Annotated in this window: 13 protein-coding genes; 6 read left to right on the forward strand and 7 right to left on the reverse strand. The window is 64.1% G+C overall.

The genetic code is table 11. The features are described from left to right. Positions 1 to 66: 66 nt before the first annotated feature. The 4 genes from ACF8FB_RS24830 to ACF8FB_RS24845 all read right to left on the reverse strand — a co-directional run bounded on the left by ACF8FB_RS24830 (position 67) and on the right by ACF8FB_RS24845 (position 5,124). Positions 67 to 930, reverse strand: coding sequence for a LysR family transcriptional regulator (locus tag ACF8FB_RS24830; RefSeq protein ID WP_392512273.1), 864 nt, complete (start codon positions 928 to 930; stop codon positions 67 to 69). A 93-nt stretch (positions 931 to 1,023) separates the two neighbouring features. Then, positions 1,024 to 1,872, reverse strand: coding sequence for a proline/glycine betaine ABC transporter permease (locus ACF8FB_RS24835; protein ID WP_049587118.1), 849 nt, complete (start codon positions 1,870 to 1,872; stop codon positions 1,024 to 1,026). Continuing rightward, entirely contained in the window at positions 1,869 to 2,885 is a 1,017-nt protein-coding gene (locus ACF8FB_RS24840) for an ABC transporter substrate-binding protein (RefSeq protein WP_392512274.1), read from the reverse strand. Before ACF8FB_RS24840 ends, ACF8FB_RS24835 begins: the two co-directional genes overlap by 4 nt. A 94-nt stretch (positions 2,886 to 2,979) precedes the next feature. Beyond that, positions 2,980 to 5,124 carry a methyl-accepting chemotaxis protein gene (locus tag ACF8FB_RS24845; protein ID WP_010954412.1) on the reverse strand — a complete coding sequence of 715 codons (2,145 nt, stop codon included), beginning with the start codon at positions 5,122 to 5,124 and terminating at the stop codon, positions 2,980 to 2,982. A gap of 247 nt (positions 5,125 to 5,371) precedes the next feature. Between ACF8FB_RS24845 and ACF8FB_RS24850 the strand changes: the two genes are divergently transcribed. Beyond that, on the forward strand, positions 5,372 to 6,691 hold the full coding sequence (locus ACF8FB_RS24850; RefSeq protein WP_392512276.1) for a Na+/H+ antiporter family protein: 1,320 nt from the start codon (positions 5,372 to 5,374) through the stop codon (positions 6,689 to 6,691). 14 nt (positions 6,692 to 6,705) lie between these two features. Here ACF8FB_RS24850 and ACF8FB_RS24855 read toward each other — a convergent pair whose 3' ends face one another. The 3 genes from ACF8FB_RS24855 to ACF8FB_RS24865 all read right to left on the reverse strand — a co-directional run bounded on the left by ACF8FB_RS24855 (position 6,706) and on the right by ACF8FB_RS24865 (position 11,476). Then, the gene (locus ACF8FB_RS24855) at positions 6,706 to 7,713 is read right to left on the reverse strand and encodes a FecR family protein (RefSeq protein ID WP_392512278.1); all 1,008 of its coding nucleotides are present in this window, start codon (positions 7,711 to 7,713) and stop codon (positions 6,706 to 6,708) included. Between the two features lie 278 nt (positions 7,714 to 7,991). Then, positions 7,992 to 9,761, reverse strand: coding sequence for an acyl-CoA dehydrogenase C-terminal domain-containing protein (locus ACF8FB_RS24860; protein ID WP_392512280.1), 1,770 nt, complete (start codon positions 9,759 to 9,761; stop codon positions 7,992 to 7,994). A gap of 92 nt (positions 9,762 to 9,853) precedes the next feature. Next, positions 9,854 to 11,476, reverse strand: a complete 1,623-nt coding sequence (locus ACF8FB_RS24865; protein ID WP_014590724.1) for an acyl-CoA synthetase — start codon at positions 11,474 to 11,476, stop codon at positions 9,854 to 9,856. 193 nt (positions 11,477 to 11,669) lie between these two features. Between ACF8FB_RS24865 and ACF8FB_RS24870 the strand changes: the two genes are divergently transcribed. The 5 genes from ACF8FB_RS24870 to ACF8FB_RS24890 all read left to right on the forward strand — a co-directional run bounded on the left by ACF8FB_RS24870 (position 11,670) and on the right by ACF8FB_RS24890 (position 17,126). Next, on the forward strand, positions 11,670 to 13,076 hold the full coding sequence (locus ACF8FB_RS24870) for a sensor histidine kinase (protein WP_392509350.1): 1,407 nt from the start codon (positions 11,670 to 11,672) through the stop codon (positions 13,074 to 13,076). 9 nt (positions 13,077 to 13,085) lie between these two features. Then, positions 13,086 to 13,718, forward strand: coding sequence for a response regulator transcription factor (locus ACF8FB_RS24875; RefSeq protein ID WP_010954406.1), 633 nt, complete (start codon positions 13,086 to 13,088; stop codon positions 13,716 to 13,718). 178 nt (positions 13,719 to 13,896) lie between these two features. Further along, positions 13,897 to 14,370: a MarR family winged helix-turn-helix transcriptional regulator gene (locus ACF8FB_RS24880; RefSeq protein ID WP_010954405.1), complete on the forward strand. Its 474-nt coding sequence runs from the start codon at positions 13,897 to 13,899 to the stop codon at positions 14,368 to 14,370. Between the two features lie 30 nt (positions 14,371 to 14,400). After that, positions 14,401 to 15,594 (forward strand): HlyD family secretion protein, encoded by a 1,194-nt coding sequence (locus ACF8FB_RS24885; protein WP_010954404.1) that lies wholly within the window; start codon positions 14,401 to 14,403, stop codon positions 15,592 to 15,594. After that, positions 15,591 to 17,126 carry a DHA2 family efflux MFS transporter permease subunit gene (locus ACF8FB_RS24890; RefSeq protein ID WP_004575310.1) on the forward strand — a complete coding sequence of 512 codons (1,536 nt, stop codon included), beginning with the start codon at positions 15,591 to 15,593 and terminating at the stop codon, positions 17,124 to 17,126. The genes ACF8FB_RS24885 and ACF8FB_RS24890 overlap by 4 nt, the downstream gene beginning before the upstream one ends. Positions 17,127 to 17,430: the final 304 nt, after the last annotated feature.

The raw sequence follows: 17,430 nt of genomic DNA on the forward strand, positions 1-17,430 counted from the left end.
CTTCAGTGACCGTTGAGGAAAAATGCATGTTGGTGGGTGCAGATCGCGCTTTGGATCAGCCTGGCGTCAGGCTTCCAGGGCGGTCTTCAACACCGCACTCAAATGCCGCCGCTGGCTTTTTTCATGCTCCAGCAACACCACCCGCCGGGTCAGCTGCGGCTCGCCAAACGGCAGGCAGGTGGCGGGTGGCAAGCGTTGCAGGTCGTCATCCGCCATGGGGATGACCGCCACGCCCAGGCCCATTACCGCCATGCGCGCCAGGGCTTCCTGGCTGTCCAGTTCCATCAGTTCGCTCACCTGCACCTGCTGGCGGCGTAGCTCCTGCTCGATCTGCCGGCCGGCCCAGGCACGCTTGTCGAAGCGCAGGAATGGCTGGCTGGACAGCAACTGCGGCACGCTATACCCGGCCAGCTCAGGGCTGGCAATGGCCCAGAAACGGTCCTCGAACAGCGGTGTGAAGTCCAGGTTCTGCGGGTAAGGGCTGACCGGCTCGGTGGTGATCGCTGCATCGAGCTCACCGTCTTCCACGCGCCGCGCCAGCTCCGCCGACATACCCGAGGCCACGCTGATGTGTAGCTGCGGGTGATGGGCCTTGATCCACACCAGCGCCTTGGGCAAACGCCGCGCCAGCACCGTGTGGATCGCCCCCAGGCGCAAGCGGCCGCGCAGGCTTGGGCCGCTGGCCAGGGCATCGGCCAGTTCGTCATAGGCAGCCAGAAGGCTCTCGGCGCGGGCCACCGCCAACTGGCCGGCTTCGGTCAGCACCACCTGCCTGCGGCTACGGTCGAACAAGGTCACCTTCAGTTCGTCTTCGAGGGTTTTGATGTGCAGGCTGACCGCCGAGGGGGTGAGGCTGAGCAGGTCGGCGGCGCGGGCAAAGGTGCCGTGGCGGGCGATGGTCACCAAGGTGCGCAGGGCTTTCAGGGACATGCGGTTGAGGTCCGGTTCTCAGCTGACAGAGGCGTATTGTCAGGCCCGGCCCTCTCGCAGCACAAGGCTGCTTCCAGGCCTTGCCGATACGGCTCAGCGACTGCTACGCCCATAGGCCTGGCTGATCCGGTCGATCACCATGGCCAGGGCGACAATTGCCAGCCCGGCCTCCATCCCTTGGCCAACATTCAAGGTCTGGATCCCCGCCAGCACATCCTCACCCAACCCACGGGCGCCGATCATCGACGCCACGACCACCATCGACAGGGCCATCATGACCGACTGGTTGAGCCCGGCCATGATGCTTGGTAGCGCCAGGGGCAGGGCGATGCGCCGCAACCGCTGCCAGCGGCTGGCGCCAAGGCCATGTGCGGCCTGCAGCAACGAGGGGTCGATCTGGCTCAAGCCCAGTTCGGTCAACCGCACCAGCGGCGGCAGGGCGTAGATCAGCGTGGCGAACACGGCAGGCACCTTGCCCAGGCCAAACAGCATCAGCACCGGGATCAGGTAAACGAACGCAGGCAGCGTCTGCATCACATCGAGGACCGGCAACAGCAGCCGTCTGGCCAGTGGCCGGGCGGCCAGCAGGATGCCCAGCGGTACACCCACCAGTACGCACAAACCGGTACTGACCAGCACCAGGGCCAGGGTCTGCAGCAACTTGTCCCAGAGCCCGAGCATACCGATCAGGGCCAGCAGCGCGACCAGCACGGCGCTGCGCAGCAGGCTGCGGCTGGCGTGCCAGGCCAGCAGACCCACCAGCAACAACAACAGCCACCAAGGCAACAGGCGCAACAGGTTCTCCAGGCCGACCAGCAGTTGCAGCAACTGGTCAGACAAACTGCGCAGGTGGTCGCCGTAGTTCAATACCAACCAGTCGACCAGGCGGTTGATGCTGTCGGCAAAGGAAAACTGCAGGGTCTGCGGGAAACCGCTGCTCACAGGCTGGCCTCGACCTTGGCGACGATGTCCGCCGGCAGCCAGGCTTTCCACACCTCGCGGTTATCGCGAAGGAAGGTCAGGGCGGCTTCGCGCGGGGGCGTGCGTTTTTCGCTCATGACGGCCAGGGCCTTGTTCAGGCGATCGATGGGCAGGTCTACCTGTTCGAACACGTTGACCAGGTCTGGGTAGTTTTCGCGAAAGGCTTTTGACACGCCAATCGACAACTTTGCCGGCAGCGAGCGGCTGCCTTTCGGGTTGGGGTTGGCGGGGTCGGTGAGGGTGGCCCAGGCCTGGGCATCGAACGGGGGTTCTTCCAGCCGGATGAGCTTGTAGCGCCCCATCAGCGGGGTCGGGTTCCAGTAGTAGAACAGCACGGGTTTGCCGCGCCGGATTGCCGAACCGATCTCGGCGTCCATCGCGGCGCCGGAGCCACTGCGGAAGTTGTTGTAGAGGCCATCCAGGCCATAGGCCTTGAGCTTTTGGCTGTTGACAGTTTCAGACGTCCAGCCGCTTGGGCTGTTGAGAAAACGCCCTTTACCGGGCGATTCGGGGTCAGAAAATACCTGCGGGTAACGCTTGAGGTCCTCGACACTGTGCAGCTCAGGCGCCACGGGCTTCAGGTTGCGTGCGGCATCGCCCTCGATCACATAGGCCGGTACCCACCAACCTTCTTCTGCATTTTTGACCGTATCGCCCAGTGCGAACACCTGGCCGGCCTGTTCGGCCTTGATCCAGGCAGGGCTGCGCCCGGCCCATTCCTCGGCGATCACTTGCAGGTCATTGCGCGCCAGGGCCACCTCCATGCTGACCGTGCTGCCAGGCAGGGTGTCGGTGCGGTAGCCGTAGCCGCGCTCCACGATCAGGCGCAGGATCTCGGTGGTGAGGGCGCCGCTTTCCCAGCCGATGGCACCAAAGTGGATAGGCGCAGGTTGCTCTGCCGATGCGGCGCTGTCGGTGCTGGCCAAACCCACCGTCAACAGCAGCCCGGCCAGCAGCGTTGAAATGCTCTTCATGTAAACCTCGTCGTTCGCCACGCCTTGGCAGTGGGGCAAGTGTAGACGACGAGGTTTTGTCAGTTTCAGGGCCACTGGCGTGGCCCCGTTCGCTTCAGACGCGGAACTGGTCCATCAGCGCTTGCTGCTGGTTGGCCAGGCTGTTCAGCGACTGGCTGACCCGCGCCGACTCGTTGGCCTGGCCAGACAGGGATTCAGTGACATCACGAATGGTCGCCACGTTGCTGTTGATTTCCTCGGCTACCGCACTTTGCTCCTCGGCGGCAGAGGCGATCTGCAGGTTCATGTCGGTGATCACCGTCACCGCCTGGCCAATGCGCTGCAATGCCGTGACGGCTTGGCCGACCTGCTCCACGCCACCTTGGGCCTGGCGGTGGCTGTGGTCCATGGCGCCGACCACTTCGCGGGTGCCGTTCTGCAGGGCTTCGATGACCTGACGGGTTTCTTCCACCGACTCCTGAGTGCGCTGGGCCAGGTTGCGCACCTCATCGGCGACCACGGCAAAGCCACGGCCGGCCTCTCCGGCGCGGGCAGCTTCGATGGCAGCGTTGAGCGCAAGCAGGTTGGTCTGTTCGGCGATCGAGCGGATCACTTCCAGTACCGAGCCGATCTTCTCGCTGTTCTGCGCCAGGCCTTCTATTTCGGCCATGGTGTCGCTCATGTTGGCGGCCAGGGCTCCGATGCTGCTGGTGGTGCGGTCGATTACCGCCAAGCCCTCGCGGGTGGCCTGGTCGGCATCGCGCGCCGCCTGCGCAGCCTGGGCGGCGCTGCGGGCAACGTCCTGGGCGGTGGCGCTCATTTCATGCGAGGCGGTGGCCACCTGGTCGACCTGGCGGTACTGCTGCTCCATGCCGGCGCTGGTTTCAGTGGCAATCGCCGAGGACTGGTCGGCCGTGCCTCGGGCGGCCTGCACCGAGCGTTTGACCTCGGCGATGGTTGGCTGCAACTTGTCGAGGAAGCGGTTGAACCAGCCGGCCAGTTCGCCCAGTTCGTCCTGTTTCTGGTAGGTCAGGCGACGGGTCAGGTCGCCTTCGCCGCTGGCAATGTCCTTGAGCATGGCGGCCACGCCGAGGATCGGCCGGGTAACGCCGCGGGCCATCAGCCATACCAGCAGCAGGCCGACAATGGCGGCGGCCAGGCCCAGGCTCAGTTCCAGCAAGGTGCCGCTGGTATTGAGCGCGTCAAGTTCCTGCTTCAGGGTTTCGGCCGGCCCGGTCAGGGCGTTTTCCGGCACATCCAGCAACACGCCCCAGGGCTGGGCGTCCGGGATTGGCCGGAATGCCGCCAGCACCTTCAAGCGCTGCCGGTCGTGAAGGGTGGTCAGCTTGCCATCGGCCAGCTTGCGCACCAACTCGGCGCCTTTGGTCGGGTCTACCTGGTCGAAGCGCTGGGCCAGCTTGCTGGCATCGGCGCTGTAGCCGGCCAGCAGGCCGACCGGGGTCAGAATGCCGACCGTGGTGCGGCCTTCATAGAGGCTGCGGCTGGCCTCCTGGCTCAGCGCCTGCAGGCTATTGAGGTTGATGTCGATGGACAGGGTGGCAATGATCTTGCCGTTGACCGCCAGCGGGAACACGATGCTGGTCATCAGTACCTGCTGGCCGTCGATGTCGTAGAAGTAGGGCTCCACCACACACACCTTGCCGGAGGTGCGTGGGCATACCCACCAGGTGTTGGCCGGCTGGCCGCTGGGGCCGATCTCGGTGTTGGCCATGTCATGTTCGGGCAGGGCCATCGAGGTCAATTGGCCTGCGCGTGGCTGCGACCAGTACAGGGCAAAGCGCCCGGTTTCGTTGCTGCCTAATTCTGCCTTGCCGGCAAACAGGCTGTCCTTGTTGTCCAGGGCATTGGGCTCGAACACCAGTGACAGACCGAGCAGGTCGGGGTTGGCTTGCAGTGCGGCGCGTACCTGGCGGGTCATGTCCTCGCGCAGGTCGAAGGCATCGAGAAAGCGCTTTTCGGCCTGCTCGCGCAGGAACAGCACCTGACGGGCGAAGCCGGCGCCGTACTGGTAGGCATCCATGAACTGGCGGCGAATGTTCAAGGCTTGCACTTCACCTTGTGACTCGATACGCGACTGCGCCGCCTCGGTCAGCATCTGCATGCTGCTGGCCTTGACCAGGTCCGAACTGTGATCCATGCGGTACAGCGACAGGCCGACGAGCAAGGTGACGATAGCGGCCAGACAGAGACCGGCGAGCAGGGTGATCTTCCACTGGATGGAAAGTTGTCGCAAAGGCATGGGGGCGGATCCCTTTTTTGGCATTAAGGGTTATGGCTTTATCTGCGGTGGGGCCGGGAGGTGCCAAAGCGCTGCGGCCAGGCACCTCGCTGCCTCCCTCAATATCGGCCCCTGCCGTTTTTTCTTTATTCAAACATTCAATTTAAATTTGACCGCCACTAACGCCTCACATCAAGGCGCTTTTGACATCTGCCGCCTACTGCTTCAGAGTTCGCGCTTTTTTCTGTCGTAATGAGGTAAGCCAACCATGAATGCAGTGATCGCCGCGGTCGGCATCATGCTGATACTCAGCCTGTCCCGCGTGCACGTGGTCATCGCCCTGATCATCGGCGCCCTGGCCGGTGGGCTGGTGGGCGGCCTGGGCATCGAAGGCACGCTCAAGGCCTTCAACGGTGGCCTCGGCGGTGGTGCCACGGTGGCTTTGTCCTATGCACTGCTGGGTGCCTTTGCCGTGGCAATCGCCAAGTCTGGCCTGGCCCATGCGCTGGCCGACCGCGCCCTGGCCATGATCGACCGGCAGGACGACGCCAAGGGCGGCAAGGTCAAATGGCTGATGATCGGGCTGATGCTGGTGGTGGCCGTGTCGTCCCAGAATATCCTGCCTATCCACATTGCCTTCATCCCGCTGCTGGTGCCCCCTCTGTTGTACGTGTTGACGCGCCTGCGTATCGACCGCCGGCTGATCGCCTGTGTGATCACCTTTGGCCTGATCACCCCGTACATGTTCCTGCCGGTGGGCTTCGGCAACATCTTCCTCAACGAGATCCTGTTGGCCAATGTGGCCCGCGCGGGTGTCGATGTGAGCGGCGTCAACGTCACCCACGCCATGGCCGTCCCGGCTGCCGGCATGCTCGTCGGCCTGCTGGTGGCGGTGTTCATCAGCTACCGCAAGAAGCGTGACTACGACCTGGCGCGGATCCAGCAGGTGGAGCAGGTGAGCGTGCAGTACAACCCGCTGACCTTGCTGGTGGCCGTGCTGGCGATCGCGGCAGCCTTCATTGTCCAGCTGTTGCTGGACTCGATGATCATCGGTGCCATGGTCGGTTTCCTGATCTTCTCGCTGTCGGGCATCGTCAAGTGGAAAGAGACCGACGACCTGTTCACCGAAGGCATGAAGATGATGGCCATGATCGGTTTCATCATGATTACCGCGTCCGGTTTTGCCGAGGTGATGAATGCCACCGGTGAGGTGAAGAGCCTGGTGGAAACCTCGGCGCAGTGGATCGACCACAGCAAGGGCGTCGGTGCCCTGCTGATGCTGTTGGTAGGCCTTTTGGTGACGATGGGGATCGGCTCGTCGTTCTCCACCGTGCCGATCCTGGCGGCGATTTTCGTGCCACTGTGCGTACAACTGGGCTTCGACCCGTTGGCCACGGTGTGCATCATTGGTACTGCCGGTGCGCTGGGTGATGCAGGTTCGCCGGCCTCGGACTCGACCCTGGGCCCGACCTCGGGCCTGAACGTGGATGGCCAGCACCACCACATCTGGGACACCGTGGTGCCGACCTTCATCCATTACAACCTGCCGCTGCTGGCGTTCGGTTGGTTGGCGGCGATGACCTTGTAAGGCGGGGGAGGGCGTCAGCCCTTGTCGGGCGGCGGCGAGATGCGATTGAGCACGGTGCTGCCGTCCTTGCTGCGGGTCAGGTAGACCGGCAGGACTTTGGGCAGGTTGTTGACCAGGCGCCCCACTTCACGGGTGTTGTAGATGCCGCTGATGCGAATGCGGCCGGTGCTGGCATCGGCCAGTCGCAGCGGGGCGTCGAGGTAGCGGTTTATCACCGGCAGCGCCTGTTCCAGGCTCAGGTTATCGAGCACCAGCTTGCCGCTGCGCCATGCCAGGCTGTTGCCATAGTCGTCGCTTTGCTCCAGCTGCGGCTCGAAGTCGCCCTTGTGGTAGCTGGCCTGCATGCCAGGGCCAAGGCGGTAGCCACCGGCACTGCCCTCACTGGACACCAGCACTGAACCTTCCACCAGGGTGACCTTCACCTGGTCCTGGTACTTCCACACGTTGAACTGGGTGCCGGTGACCCGGGTCTGGCCACTGCCGGCACGCACGATGAACGGGTGGCTGCTGTCGTGTCGCACCTTGAAGAACGCCTCGCCGCGCTTGAGCGTGACCTGGCGCTGGTCCTTGTAGTTGAGGAAGGTGAGCTCGGTGTGCAGGTTGAGCTGTACCGTGCTGCCGTCGCTGAGCTCCACGGTCTGCATGCGGTCACCGGCTTCGACGTGCTGGTAGTGGTTGGGCAACCAGCCCTGTTCCCACCCCATCCAGCCGGCCAGCGGCAGCGCTGCCAGGGCGATGGCCGCAGCAGACGCCAGCGGCCGCCAGTTGCGGGGGCGGGCGGCGTTTTTGGCAGGTGGGTTGAAGTCGATGACGGTGGCGCTGCGCGGGAGCAGGTCGGCGGTTTGCCAGATTTCCAGCATCGCCTGATATTCTTCGGCATGCCGCGGGTCGGCCGCCAACCAGTCAGCGAATGCTTCACGCTCGGCCTGCGTGCAATCTTCGGCGTGAAGGCGCATGCACCAATGCGCTGCGGCGTCGGTGATGGCATCGTCTGGGTTGGGATTGAGGCGGTCGTGGTTCATTGCGGCTCCGGGTTTTGCGCATTCTACCCTTGCGGGAGGGCTCCCGAGAACCAATGTAATGGCGAATGACTATCAGTTGTGCCGGTTTTTCGTCGGATTGACCACGGTTTTTCAGCGTTTGAGAACCCTTCGCGGGCAAAAGACGATGTCTGCAATCGCTTCCGGGGCGGCCTGGTGCGGCGAAGAGGTCAGTGTTTGCAGTACCGATTCGGTAACCTGTACCGGCCCTCTTCGCAGCACAGGCTGCCCTTGCAACAAGCGCGTCAGTGACACACCGGTCAGAACTGTGCGGCCTCTAGCCCATAAAGGCTGCCACTACCGGCCCGAATGCTCGCCTCCAGCCCCAACCCCCGCGGCAAGACCCGCTGGAAATAGAACGTCGCACAGGCAAGCTTCGCACCATGAAACGCCTCGTCCTCATCACGTTTGGCCAGCGCCACCGCCGCCATCCGCGCCCACATGTACGCATAGGCCGTCAGCCCGAACAGCTGCAGGTACTCAACGGCTACCGCGCTGACCAGGTTGGCATCCTCGCCAGCCTGCGCCCGCAGCCAGCTGCTGGTGGCCTCGAGCCGCGCCAGGCTTGCCTGCAGGGCCTCGCGGTGCAAGGGCGCATCCACACTGAAGGCCCGCACTTCGCTGGCAAAGCTGGCCAACGCCTGACCACCGTCGGCCAGCACCTTGCGCCCCAGCAGATCAAGGGCCTGAATGCCGTTGGTGCCTTCATAGATTTGCGCAATGCGCACGTCTCGCACCCGTTGCTCCTGGCCCCATTCGCGGATGTAGCCATGACCGCCGTACACCTGCTGGCCAAGCACGCAGCTTTCCAGACCGTTGTCGGTGAAGAATGCCTTGGCCACCGGTGTCAGCAGTGCCACCAGGCGCTGGGCATGCTCGCGTTCGCCAGCGTCCTCGGCATAGCGCGCCACGTCCAGTTGCTGGCCAACGTAGACGGCGAACGCCCGACCTGCTTCGGTGAGGGTGCGCATGGTCAGCAGCATGCGCCGAACATCACCATGATGGATGATCGGGTCGGCCACCTTGTCGTGTGCCTGCGGGCCAGTCGCTGCGCGGCTCTGCAGGCGCTCGTTGGCATAGCGGGCGGCGCTCTGGTAGGAGGCTTCGGCACAACCGATGCCCTGTATGCCGATGGACAGGCGCTCGTAGTTCATCATGGTGAACATCGCTGCCAGGCCCTTGTTCGGTTCGCCCACCCGGTAACCGATGGCACCGTCAAAGTTCATGACGCAGGTTGCCGAGGCCTTGATGCCCATCTTGTGTTCGATCGAGCCACAATGGACAGCATTGCGCACGCCCAGGCGGCCATCGGCCTCGACCAGGAATTTGGGGACCAGAAACAGCGATATGCCTTTGGCACCGGCGGGCGCATCCGGCAGCTTGGCCAGCACCAGGTGGACGATGTTCTCGGTCAGGTCCTGCTCGCCGCCGGTAATGAAGATCTTGCTGCCACTGATGCGCACGCTGCCATCGGCCTGAGGCTCGGCGCGGGTGCGGATCAGCCCCAGGTCAGTGCCGGCATGGGGTTCGGTCAGGCACATGGTGCCGGCCCAGCGGCCTTCGTACAGCGGTGGCAGGTAAGTGGCCTTGAGCGCTTCGCTGGCGTGGGCATCGATCGCCAGGCAGCTGCCTGCGCTCAATGCCGAATACAGGCTGAAGCTGCAGTCAGCCGCGTAGAGCATCTCCTCGAACAGCACGCCGAGCATCTTTGGCATGCCCATGCCGCCGTATTCCGGGTTGCCGCCCAAGCCGACCCAGCCGCCTTCGCGGTAGGTGTTCCAGGCCTCGCGAAAGCCCTCGGGGGTGGTGACTTGGCCTGCGTCGAAGCACACACCTTGCTCGTCACCGTTGCGGCTGAGCGGGGCGATCAGCTGGCCGGTGACTTTGGATGCTTCCTCGAGAATGGCGTCGGCAGTATCGGCATCGATGCGTTCGGCCAGGGCGGGCAGTCGGGCCCACAGGCCAGAAGCGTTGAACACGTCATGCAGGACGAAGCGCATGTCGCGCAGGGGGGCGGAATAGGTGGTCATCGGCAGCTCTTGCAATAGTGAGGGAGGGTTGGGCGTGCGCTGAATCTTCAGGCGCAGCCGTGTGCTGCGCCTGAAGGGGAGCGGCTATGGCATCAGAGGGCTTTGGCCCGGTCGCGCAGCACGTACTTCTGGATCTTGCCGGTCGAGGTCTTGGGCAGCTCGCCGAACACCACGGTCTTCGGCACCTTGAACCCGGCCAGGTGCTCGCGGCACCAACTGGTGATGTCGGCTTCACGGGTGTCCTCCCGGCCTGGCTTTAAGGCAACGAAGGCGCACGGGGTTTCGCCCCATTTTTCATCCGGGCGTGCCACCACGGCGGCTTCCAGTACTGCCGGGTGCTTGTACAGGGCGTCTTCGACCTCGATGGTGGAGATGTTCTCGCCACCGGAAATGATGATGTCCTTGAGCCGGTCCTTGATCTCGATATAGCCGTCGGCATGCCACACGGCCAGGTCGCCGGTGTGGAACCAGCCGCCACGGAAGGCCTCGGCGGTGGCTTCAGGGTTCTTCAGGTAGCCCTTCATCACCGTGTTGCCGCGCATGAAGATTTCGCCCAGGGTATCGCCGTCGCGGGGTACTGGCTGAAGGGTTTGCGGGTCGGCGACCATCAGGCCGTCGAGGGTCGGGTAGCGCACGCCTTGGCGAGACTTGATCCGCGCACGCTCTTCCAGCGAAAGCGCATCCCATTCGTCATGCCAGGCACACACGGTCACCGGGCCGTAGACCTCGGTCAGGCCATAGGTGTGGGTGACCTTGATGCCCATTTGCTCCACGGCGCCGATAACCTTGGCCGGTGGTGCGGCGCCGGCGACCATGGCCTGCACCGGGTGCTCGATGGCTGCCTTGGCCGCCTCGGGCATGTTGACCAGCGCGTTGAGCACGATCGGCGCACCGCACAGGTGGCTGACTTTGTGCTCGCGGATCAGGGTCAGGATCTTCTGCGGGTCGACCCGGCGCAGGAACACATGGGTGCCGGCCAGGGCGGTGATGGTCCAGGGGTAGCACCAGCCGTTGCAGTGGAACATTGGCAACGTCCACAGGTACACCGGGCGGTGGCCCATGGCCCAGGTCATCTGGTTGCCCAGTGCGTTCAGGTAGGCGCCGCGGTGGTGGTAGACAACGCCCTTGGGGTTGCCGGTGGTGCCGGAGGTGTAGTTCAGCGAAATGGCCTGCCACTCGTCATCGGGCCATTCCCAGGCAAATTCCGGGTCGCCCTCGTTGAGCAGGGCCTCATAGTCCAGCTGGCTGACCGCGCGGCCTTCGCCGTACTCCGGGTCATCCACATCAACCACCAGCGGCGGGTGTTCAAGCAGTGCCAGAGCGCCTTCGATGACCGCATGGAACTCGCGGTCGGTGATCAGCACCTTGGCCTCGCCATGCTGCAGCATGAAGGCGATGGCCTCGGCATCCAGGCGCACGTTCAGGGTATTGAGCACGGCACCGGTCATGGGTACGCCGAAGTGCGCCTCGAGCATGGTCGGGGTGTTGGGCAGCATCACTGCCACGGTGTCGCCACGGCCAATGCCACGGCCGGCCAGGGCGCTGGCCAGGCGCCGGCAGCGTTGGTAGGTTTCTTGCCAGTTGCGGCGGATGGCGCCGTGGATGACTGCCGGGTAGTTGCCGTACACGGCAGCGGTGCGTTCGATGAAGCTCAGCGGGGTGAGGGCGACATGGTTGACGGCAGCGGGCATCAGGCCCTGGGCATAGATCGACATGCGGTAATCCTGTAAGGGAGGCAGACGCAGCCTGTGCACCTGGCCCCCGATGGCTGATTGTTAGCTCTGTTCAGGGTGCAGGGGGCGGACGGTGGGCCGCCCCCTCTGTCGCAGTTTTACGCGAGTCGCTATGGTATTAGGAATATCGACTATAGCAATATAGTAAAACTACTATAAAAACAGGCCGCCTACCGTGGATGACACTGCTTACCCCTTGCTTGCCAAAGACCCACAACCCAGCCTGTTGCTGGCTAGTGATGCAAACCCGCTGGCACTCAACCCGGCATTGCAGGCCTGGGTCGCCGAAGGGCCCGAGCTGGCTCGCTGGCTGCCGGCCAATTGCGCCGCCCTGGTGCGTGCCTGTCTGCGTCAGCATCGGGCGATCAGCGATGTCGAAGTGCAGGTCGGCGAACGCATCGTGTTGTGGACGTTCATGCCGGACAACCAGGGCCAACAGGTGCTGGGGCGCTGCCGCGATGCCAGTGAAGAGCGCCATGGCGCACGCGAAGCCAACCGCGCCCGACGCCTGTATCGGCTGATCATCGAAAACACCACCGACCTGATTTCCCGGCACAGCCCCGATGGCCGCTTTCTCGATGCCTCACCGGCAGCCTACCGCCTGCTCGGCCTGTGGCCCGAGCAGCTGCGTGGCATGCCTGTACATACCCTGCTGCATCCGCGCGAGCGGCGTCAGGTACTGCGCCAGGCCGCTGCCGCGCTGGACCAGGACGGCTACCACACGATGACCTGCCGGGTACGCCAGGCGACAGGAGGCTACCGTTGGTTCGAAATCGCCAGCCGGGCGATCCGTGAGACCTACACCGGTGCGGTGGTGGAGGTGGTCAGCGTGTCCCGCGACATCACCTTGCGCATCGAAGCGCAGGAAAGCCTGGCGCACAGTGCCCGCCTCGCTACCCTGGGCGAGCTGGCCTCGGGCATCGCCCACGAGATCAATCAGCCACTGGCCGCGGTGGTCAACTATGCCAACGCCAGTCAGCGTTACCTGCAGGGCCTGGAACGTGACCCCCAGGCGCGCGAGCGGGTAGGCCAGGGCCTGCAGCGTATCAGCGAGCAGGCCACCCATGCCGCCGAAGTGATCCGCCGTCTGCGTGCCTTCCTGCGCAAGGGGCCGCGCCGCCTGCAGGCACTGGACGTGGCCGAGCTGGCCGGCGAAGCCATGCGCCTGTGCGCCTGGGAAGCCGCGCGGGACCAGGTGCAGGTCGAGCTTCGCATGAGCGCTCAACTGCCCTTGGTGTATGCCGACCGGGTGCTGCTGGAGCAGGTGCTGCTCAACCTGCTGCGCAATGCCATCGATGCCAATCGCGAGCAGCAGGGGGAGCGGCCGTCACGTATCCTGCTCTGCGCGGCGCGCGATGGCGATGGGGTCCTGGTCGAGGTAGCTGACCAGGGCCCGGGCGTGGCACCCGAGCGGCTGGATGAAATCTTCACGCCGTTTACCACCAGCAAGGCCGACGGCCTGGGCTTGGGCTTGAGCATGAGCCGCAGCCTGATCGAAGGCTTCGGTGGCAGCCTGTGGGCGCGGGCGGGTGACAACGGCGGTCTGGTACTGTGCTGCCGGCTGGCAGTCAGCAGGGAATAAGGGGAGGCAGTGTTGCAAGCAAAAGTGTATGTGGTCGATGACGACCAGGGTATGCGCGACTCTACGGTCTGGCTGCTGCAGTCGGTGGGCCTGCAAGCCTTGCCGTTCGCCAGCGGGCAGGCGTTTCTCGACGCCTGCGTCGATGATGGGCCCGCGTGTGTGCTGTTGGATGTGCGCATGCCGGGGCTGGGCGGGCTGGCTGTGCAGCAGGCGATGCGCGAGCGTGGCCTGATGGTGCCGGTGATCTTCGTCAGCGGTCATGCCGATGTGCCGATCGTGGTGCGGGCGTTCAAGGCCGGCGCCTGCGACTTCATCGAAAAACCCTACAACGACCAGTTGCTGCTCGACAGCGTTCAGGCTGCGCTGGAGCACGCCGGGCTGGCGCGACAGGGCGATCAGGCGCTGGCCTTGGTGCAGGCGCGCATCGACGGCCTGACGCCGCGTGAGCGAGACGTCTTCGTACCGCTGGCCCAAGGGTTGAACAACCGCGAGATTGCCGAGCAGTTGGGCATCAGCGTCAAGACCGTGGACCTTTACCGAGGCCGGGTGATGAAGCGGTTGCAGGCGGGCAGCCTCGCAGAGCTGGTGGGAATGGCCATTGCTTGCGGGGCGGTGGAGGCGCTGGGCCTGCGAGCACGTTAACCGCCCTTATGCAGGCCCTGGCAGGGGCGGCCTTGTGTGTCGCGATGGGCCGCAGGGCGCGCCTGCGGGGGCGGTGGGACCGGCAGAAAACACGAATATTTCATAGCTGCCTAATGAAGGCTTTGACATTAACTGCCTAAGCAGTAATATTTCTACACACTTAACTGAGCAGTCAACGATGGCCCATTTCTCCCCCGAAAACTTTCAGACCTGCGCCATCGGCATGTTGCTTGGCCGCGCAGCGATCCTCAAAGACCGCATTCTTGACTGGCACCTGGAGTCAGAGGGCGTCACCGCCGCGCAGTTCAAAGTGCTGATCATCGTCACCCAGTACCAGGTGGATACCCCGGCCGAACTGTGCCGTTACCTGGGCCTGGACAGCGGTTCGATGACCCGCATGCTCGACCGCCTCGAGCAGAAGGAGCTGATCGTGCGCAACCGCTGCGCCGACGACCGTAGGCAGGTGCGCCTGGCACTCACCGCCGACGGCCAGCGCCTGGCCAACCGCCTGCCGGAAATCGGCGCCGCCGCCATGAACGAGTTGTGCGGCGTGCTGGCACCTGAAGAGCTCAAGACCCTGGAAGGCCTGCTGGCCAAGGTGCTGCTCAGTGCTGGCGACCCGTTGACGATCCGCCGCTTCGGCGACCGTTGAACCCTGTAACGAATTATCCAAGGTATTGTCATGGCCACTCCCACAGACACCCCGACTCCCTCCGTCGCGCCTGAGCCGTCGCGCAAGCGCAAGGCTTGGCTGCTTGGCCTGCTGTTGCTGCTGATCCTTGCCGGGGTCGGCACCTGGGCCTGGTACAGCATTGTCGGGCGTTGGCACGAAAGCACCGACGATGCCTACGTCAACGGCAACGTGGTGGAAATCACCCCGCTGGTCGCTGGCACCGTTACCAGCATCGGGGCCGATGACGGCGACCTGGTCCATGCCGGCCAGGTATTGCTGCAATTCGACCCGGCCGACAGCGAAGTGGCCTTGCAGTCCGCCGAAGCCAAGCTGGCACGCAGCGTGCGGCAGGTGCGCGGGCTTTACAGCAACGTCGACTCGCTGAAGGCTCAACTGGAAACGCGCCAAGCCGAACTGCGCAAGGCGCAACAGGACTTCAACCGGCGCAAGGTGCTGGCTGACAGCGGTGCGATTGCCGCAGAAGAACTGTCCCACGCCCGTGACGACCTGAGCGTTGCCCAGGCTGCCGTCAACAGCGCGCGGCAACAGCTCAGCACCAGCAGCGCGCTGGTCGACGACACCGTGGTGTCCTCGCACCCCGATGTCATGGCTGCAGCTGCCGACCTGCGCCAGGCCTACCTCGACCACGCCCGCACCACGTTGGTCGCGCCGGTCACCGGCTACGTCGCCAAGCGTACCGTCCAGTTGGGCCAGCGCCTGCAGCCGGGCACCGCGACCATGGCGGTCATCCCGCTGGATCAGGTGTGGATCGATGCCAACTTCAAGGAAACCCAGCTGCGAGAGATGCGCATCGGCCAGCCGGTGGAAATCACCGCTGATGTGTACGGCAGTGAGGTCAAGTACAGCGGCACGGTCGACAGCCTTGGTGCGGGCACCGGCAGCGCCTTTGCCTTGCTGCCGGCGCAGAACGCCACCGGCAACTGGATCAAGATTGTCCAGCGAGTACCCGTGCGCATCCACCTCAGCCCCGACCAGCTCAAGGACCACCCGCTACGTATCGGCCTGTCCACCGTGGTTGAAGTCGACCTGCATGACCAGAGCGGCCCGACCCTGGCCCAGCAGCCACCGCAGAAGGCCAGCTACACCACCCAGGTGTATGACCACCAGCTGATGGAAGCCGACAACCTGATCGCCCGGCTGATTCACGAGAACAGCGCAACCGGCAAGACGGCGCAACGATGAGCAACAACGCCGCTGCCCAGTTCACGCCGCCGAGTCTGCTGCTGACCACTATCGGCCTGTCGCTCGCGACGTTCATGCAGGTGCTGGACACCACCATCGCCAACGTAGCCCTGCCGACCATTTCCGGCAACCTGGGGGTGAGCTACGAGCAAGGCACTTGGGTCATCACCTCGTTCGCGGTCAGCAACGCTATCGCCTTGCCGCTGACCGGCTGGCTGAGCCGGCGCTTTGGTGAAGTGAAGCTGTTCATCTGGGCCACGCTGCTGTTCGTGCTGGCGTCGTTCCTGTGCGGTATTGCCCAGTCGATGCCCGAGCTGGTGGGCTTTCGTGTCTTGCAGGGCGTGGTCGCCGGACCGCTTTATCCGATGACCCAGACCCTGCTGATTGCTGTCTACCCCCCGGCAAAACGGGGGATGGCACTGGCGCTGCTGGCGATGGTCACGGTGGTGGCGCCGATTGCCGGGCCGATTCTTGGGGGCTGGATTACCGATAGCTACAGCTGGCCATGGATCTTCTTCATCAATGTGCCCATCGGGCTGTTCGCTGCTGCCGTGGTGCGCCAGCAGATGCGCACGCGCCCGGTGGTCACCAGCCGCCAGCCGATGGATTACATTGGCCTGCTGACCCTGATTATCGGCGTCGGTGCCTTGCAGGTAGTGCTGGACAAGGGCAACGATCTGGACTGGTTCGAATCGTCGTTCATCATTGTCGGCAGCCTGATTTCGGTGGTGTTCCTGGCGGTGTTCGTGATCTGGGAGCTGACCGACCGGCACCCGGTGGTCAACTTGCGCCTGTTTGTGCACCGCAACTTCCGCATTGGCACCATTGTGCTGGTCGGGGGCTATGCCGGGTTCTTCGGTATCAACCTGATCCTGCCGCAGTGGTTGCAGACGCAGATGGGATATACCGCGACCTGGGCAGGCCTGGCGGTGGCGCCGATCGGTTTGCTGCCGGTGATCATGTCGCCGTTCGTGGGCAAATATGCGCACCGGTTCGACTTGCGGGTGCTGGCTGGGTTGGCGTTCCTGGCGATCGGCACCAGTTGCTACATGCGTGCCGGTTTCACCAGCGAGGTGGACTTCCAGCACGTGGCCTTGGTGCAGTTGTTCATGGGGATTGGCGTGGCGTTGTTCTTCATGCCGACGTTGAGCATTCTGCTGTCCGATCTGCCGCCGCACCAGATTGCCGACGGTTCGGGGCTGGCGACTTTTCTGCGAACCTTGGGCGGGAGTTTTGCGGCTTCGTTGACCACCTGGATCTGGATTCGTCGGGCGGATCAGCACCATGCCTACCTGAGCGAGCACATCAGCCAGTTCGACCCGACGACGCGGCATACCCTTGAGCAGTTGGGCGGGGCCAGCCCGCAGAGTTATGCGCAGCTGGAGCAGATACTCAACGGGCAGGCTTACATGATGTCGACGGTGGATTACTTCACCTTGATGAGCTGGGTGTTTGCCGGGTTGATTCTGCTGGTGTGGTTCGCCAAGCCGCCCTTTACCGCTAAGGCGGGCCCGGCATCGGCGGGGCATTGAGCTAAAATCAAGGCAAGATCCCGATGCTCTCGCTCTCGCTCTCGCTTCGGCTTTTGATTTTGCTTCTAAGCGCGCGATAGCCCAGGCGCCGCGGATTGCGACTTCAGGAGGCCGAGCGCAGGGCTTGCGAAGGGAGGTGACGGGCATGGATGCCCGTCAAGCGCTGGGCCCCAGGATGGGGCCTGCAGCGCGGTCCTCCCGGGAGCAAGCCCGGAGCGAGGGAACCCCGGAGCGTAGCGCAGGGGCCGGATGATAGGAGCCAGCGTTTTTTGGTTACTTTTTGTCGCGTTTGACAAAAAGTGAC

Origin of the sequence: Pseudomonas sp. yb_2 (assembly GCF_043103905.1) — a bacterium.
Lineage (GTDB): Bacteria > Pseudomonadota > Gammaproteobacteria > Pseudomonadales > Pseudomonadaceae > Aquipseudomonas > Aquipseudomonas alloputida.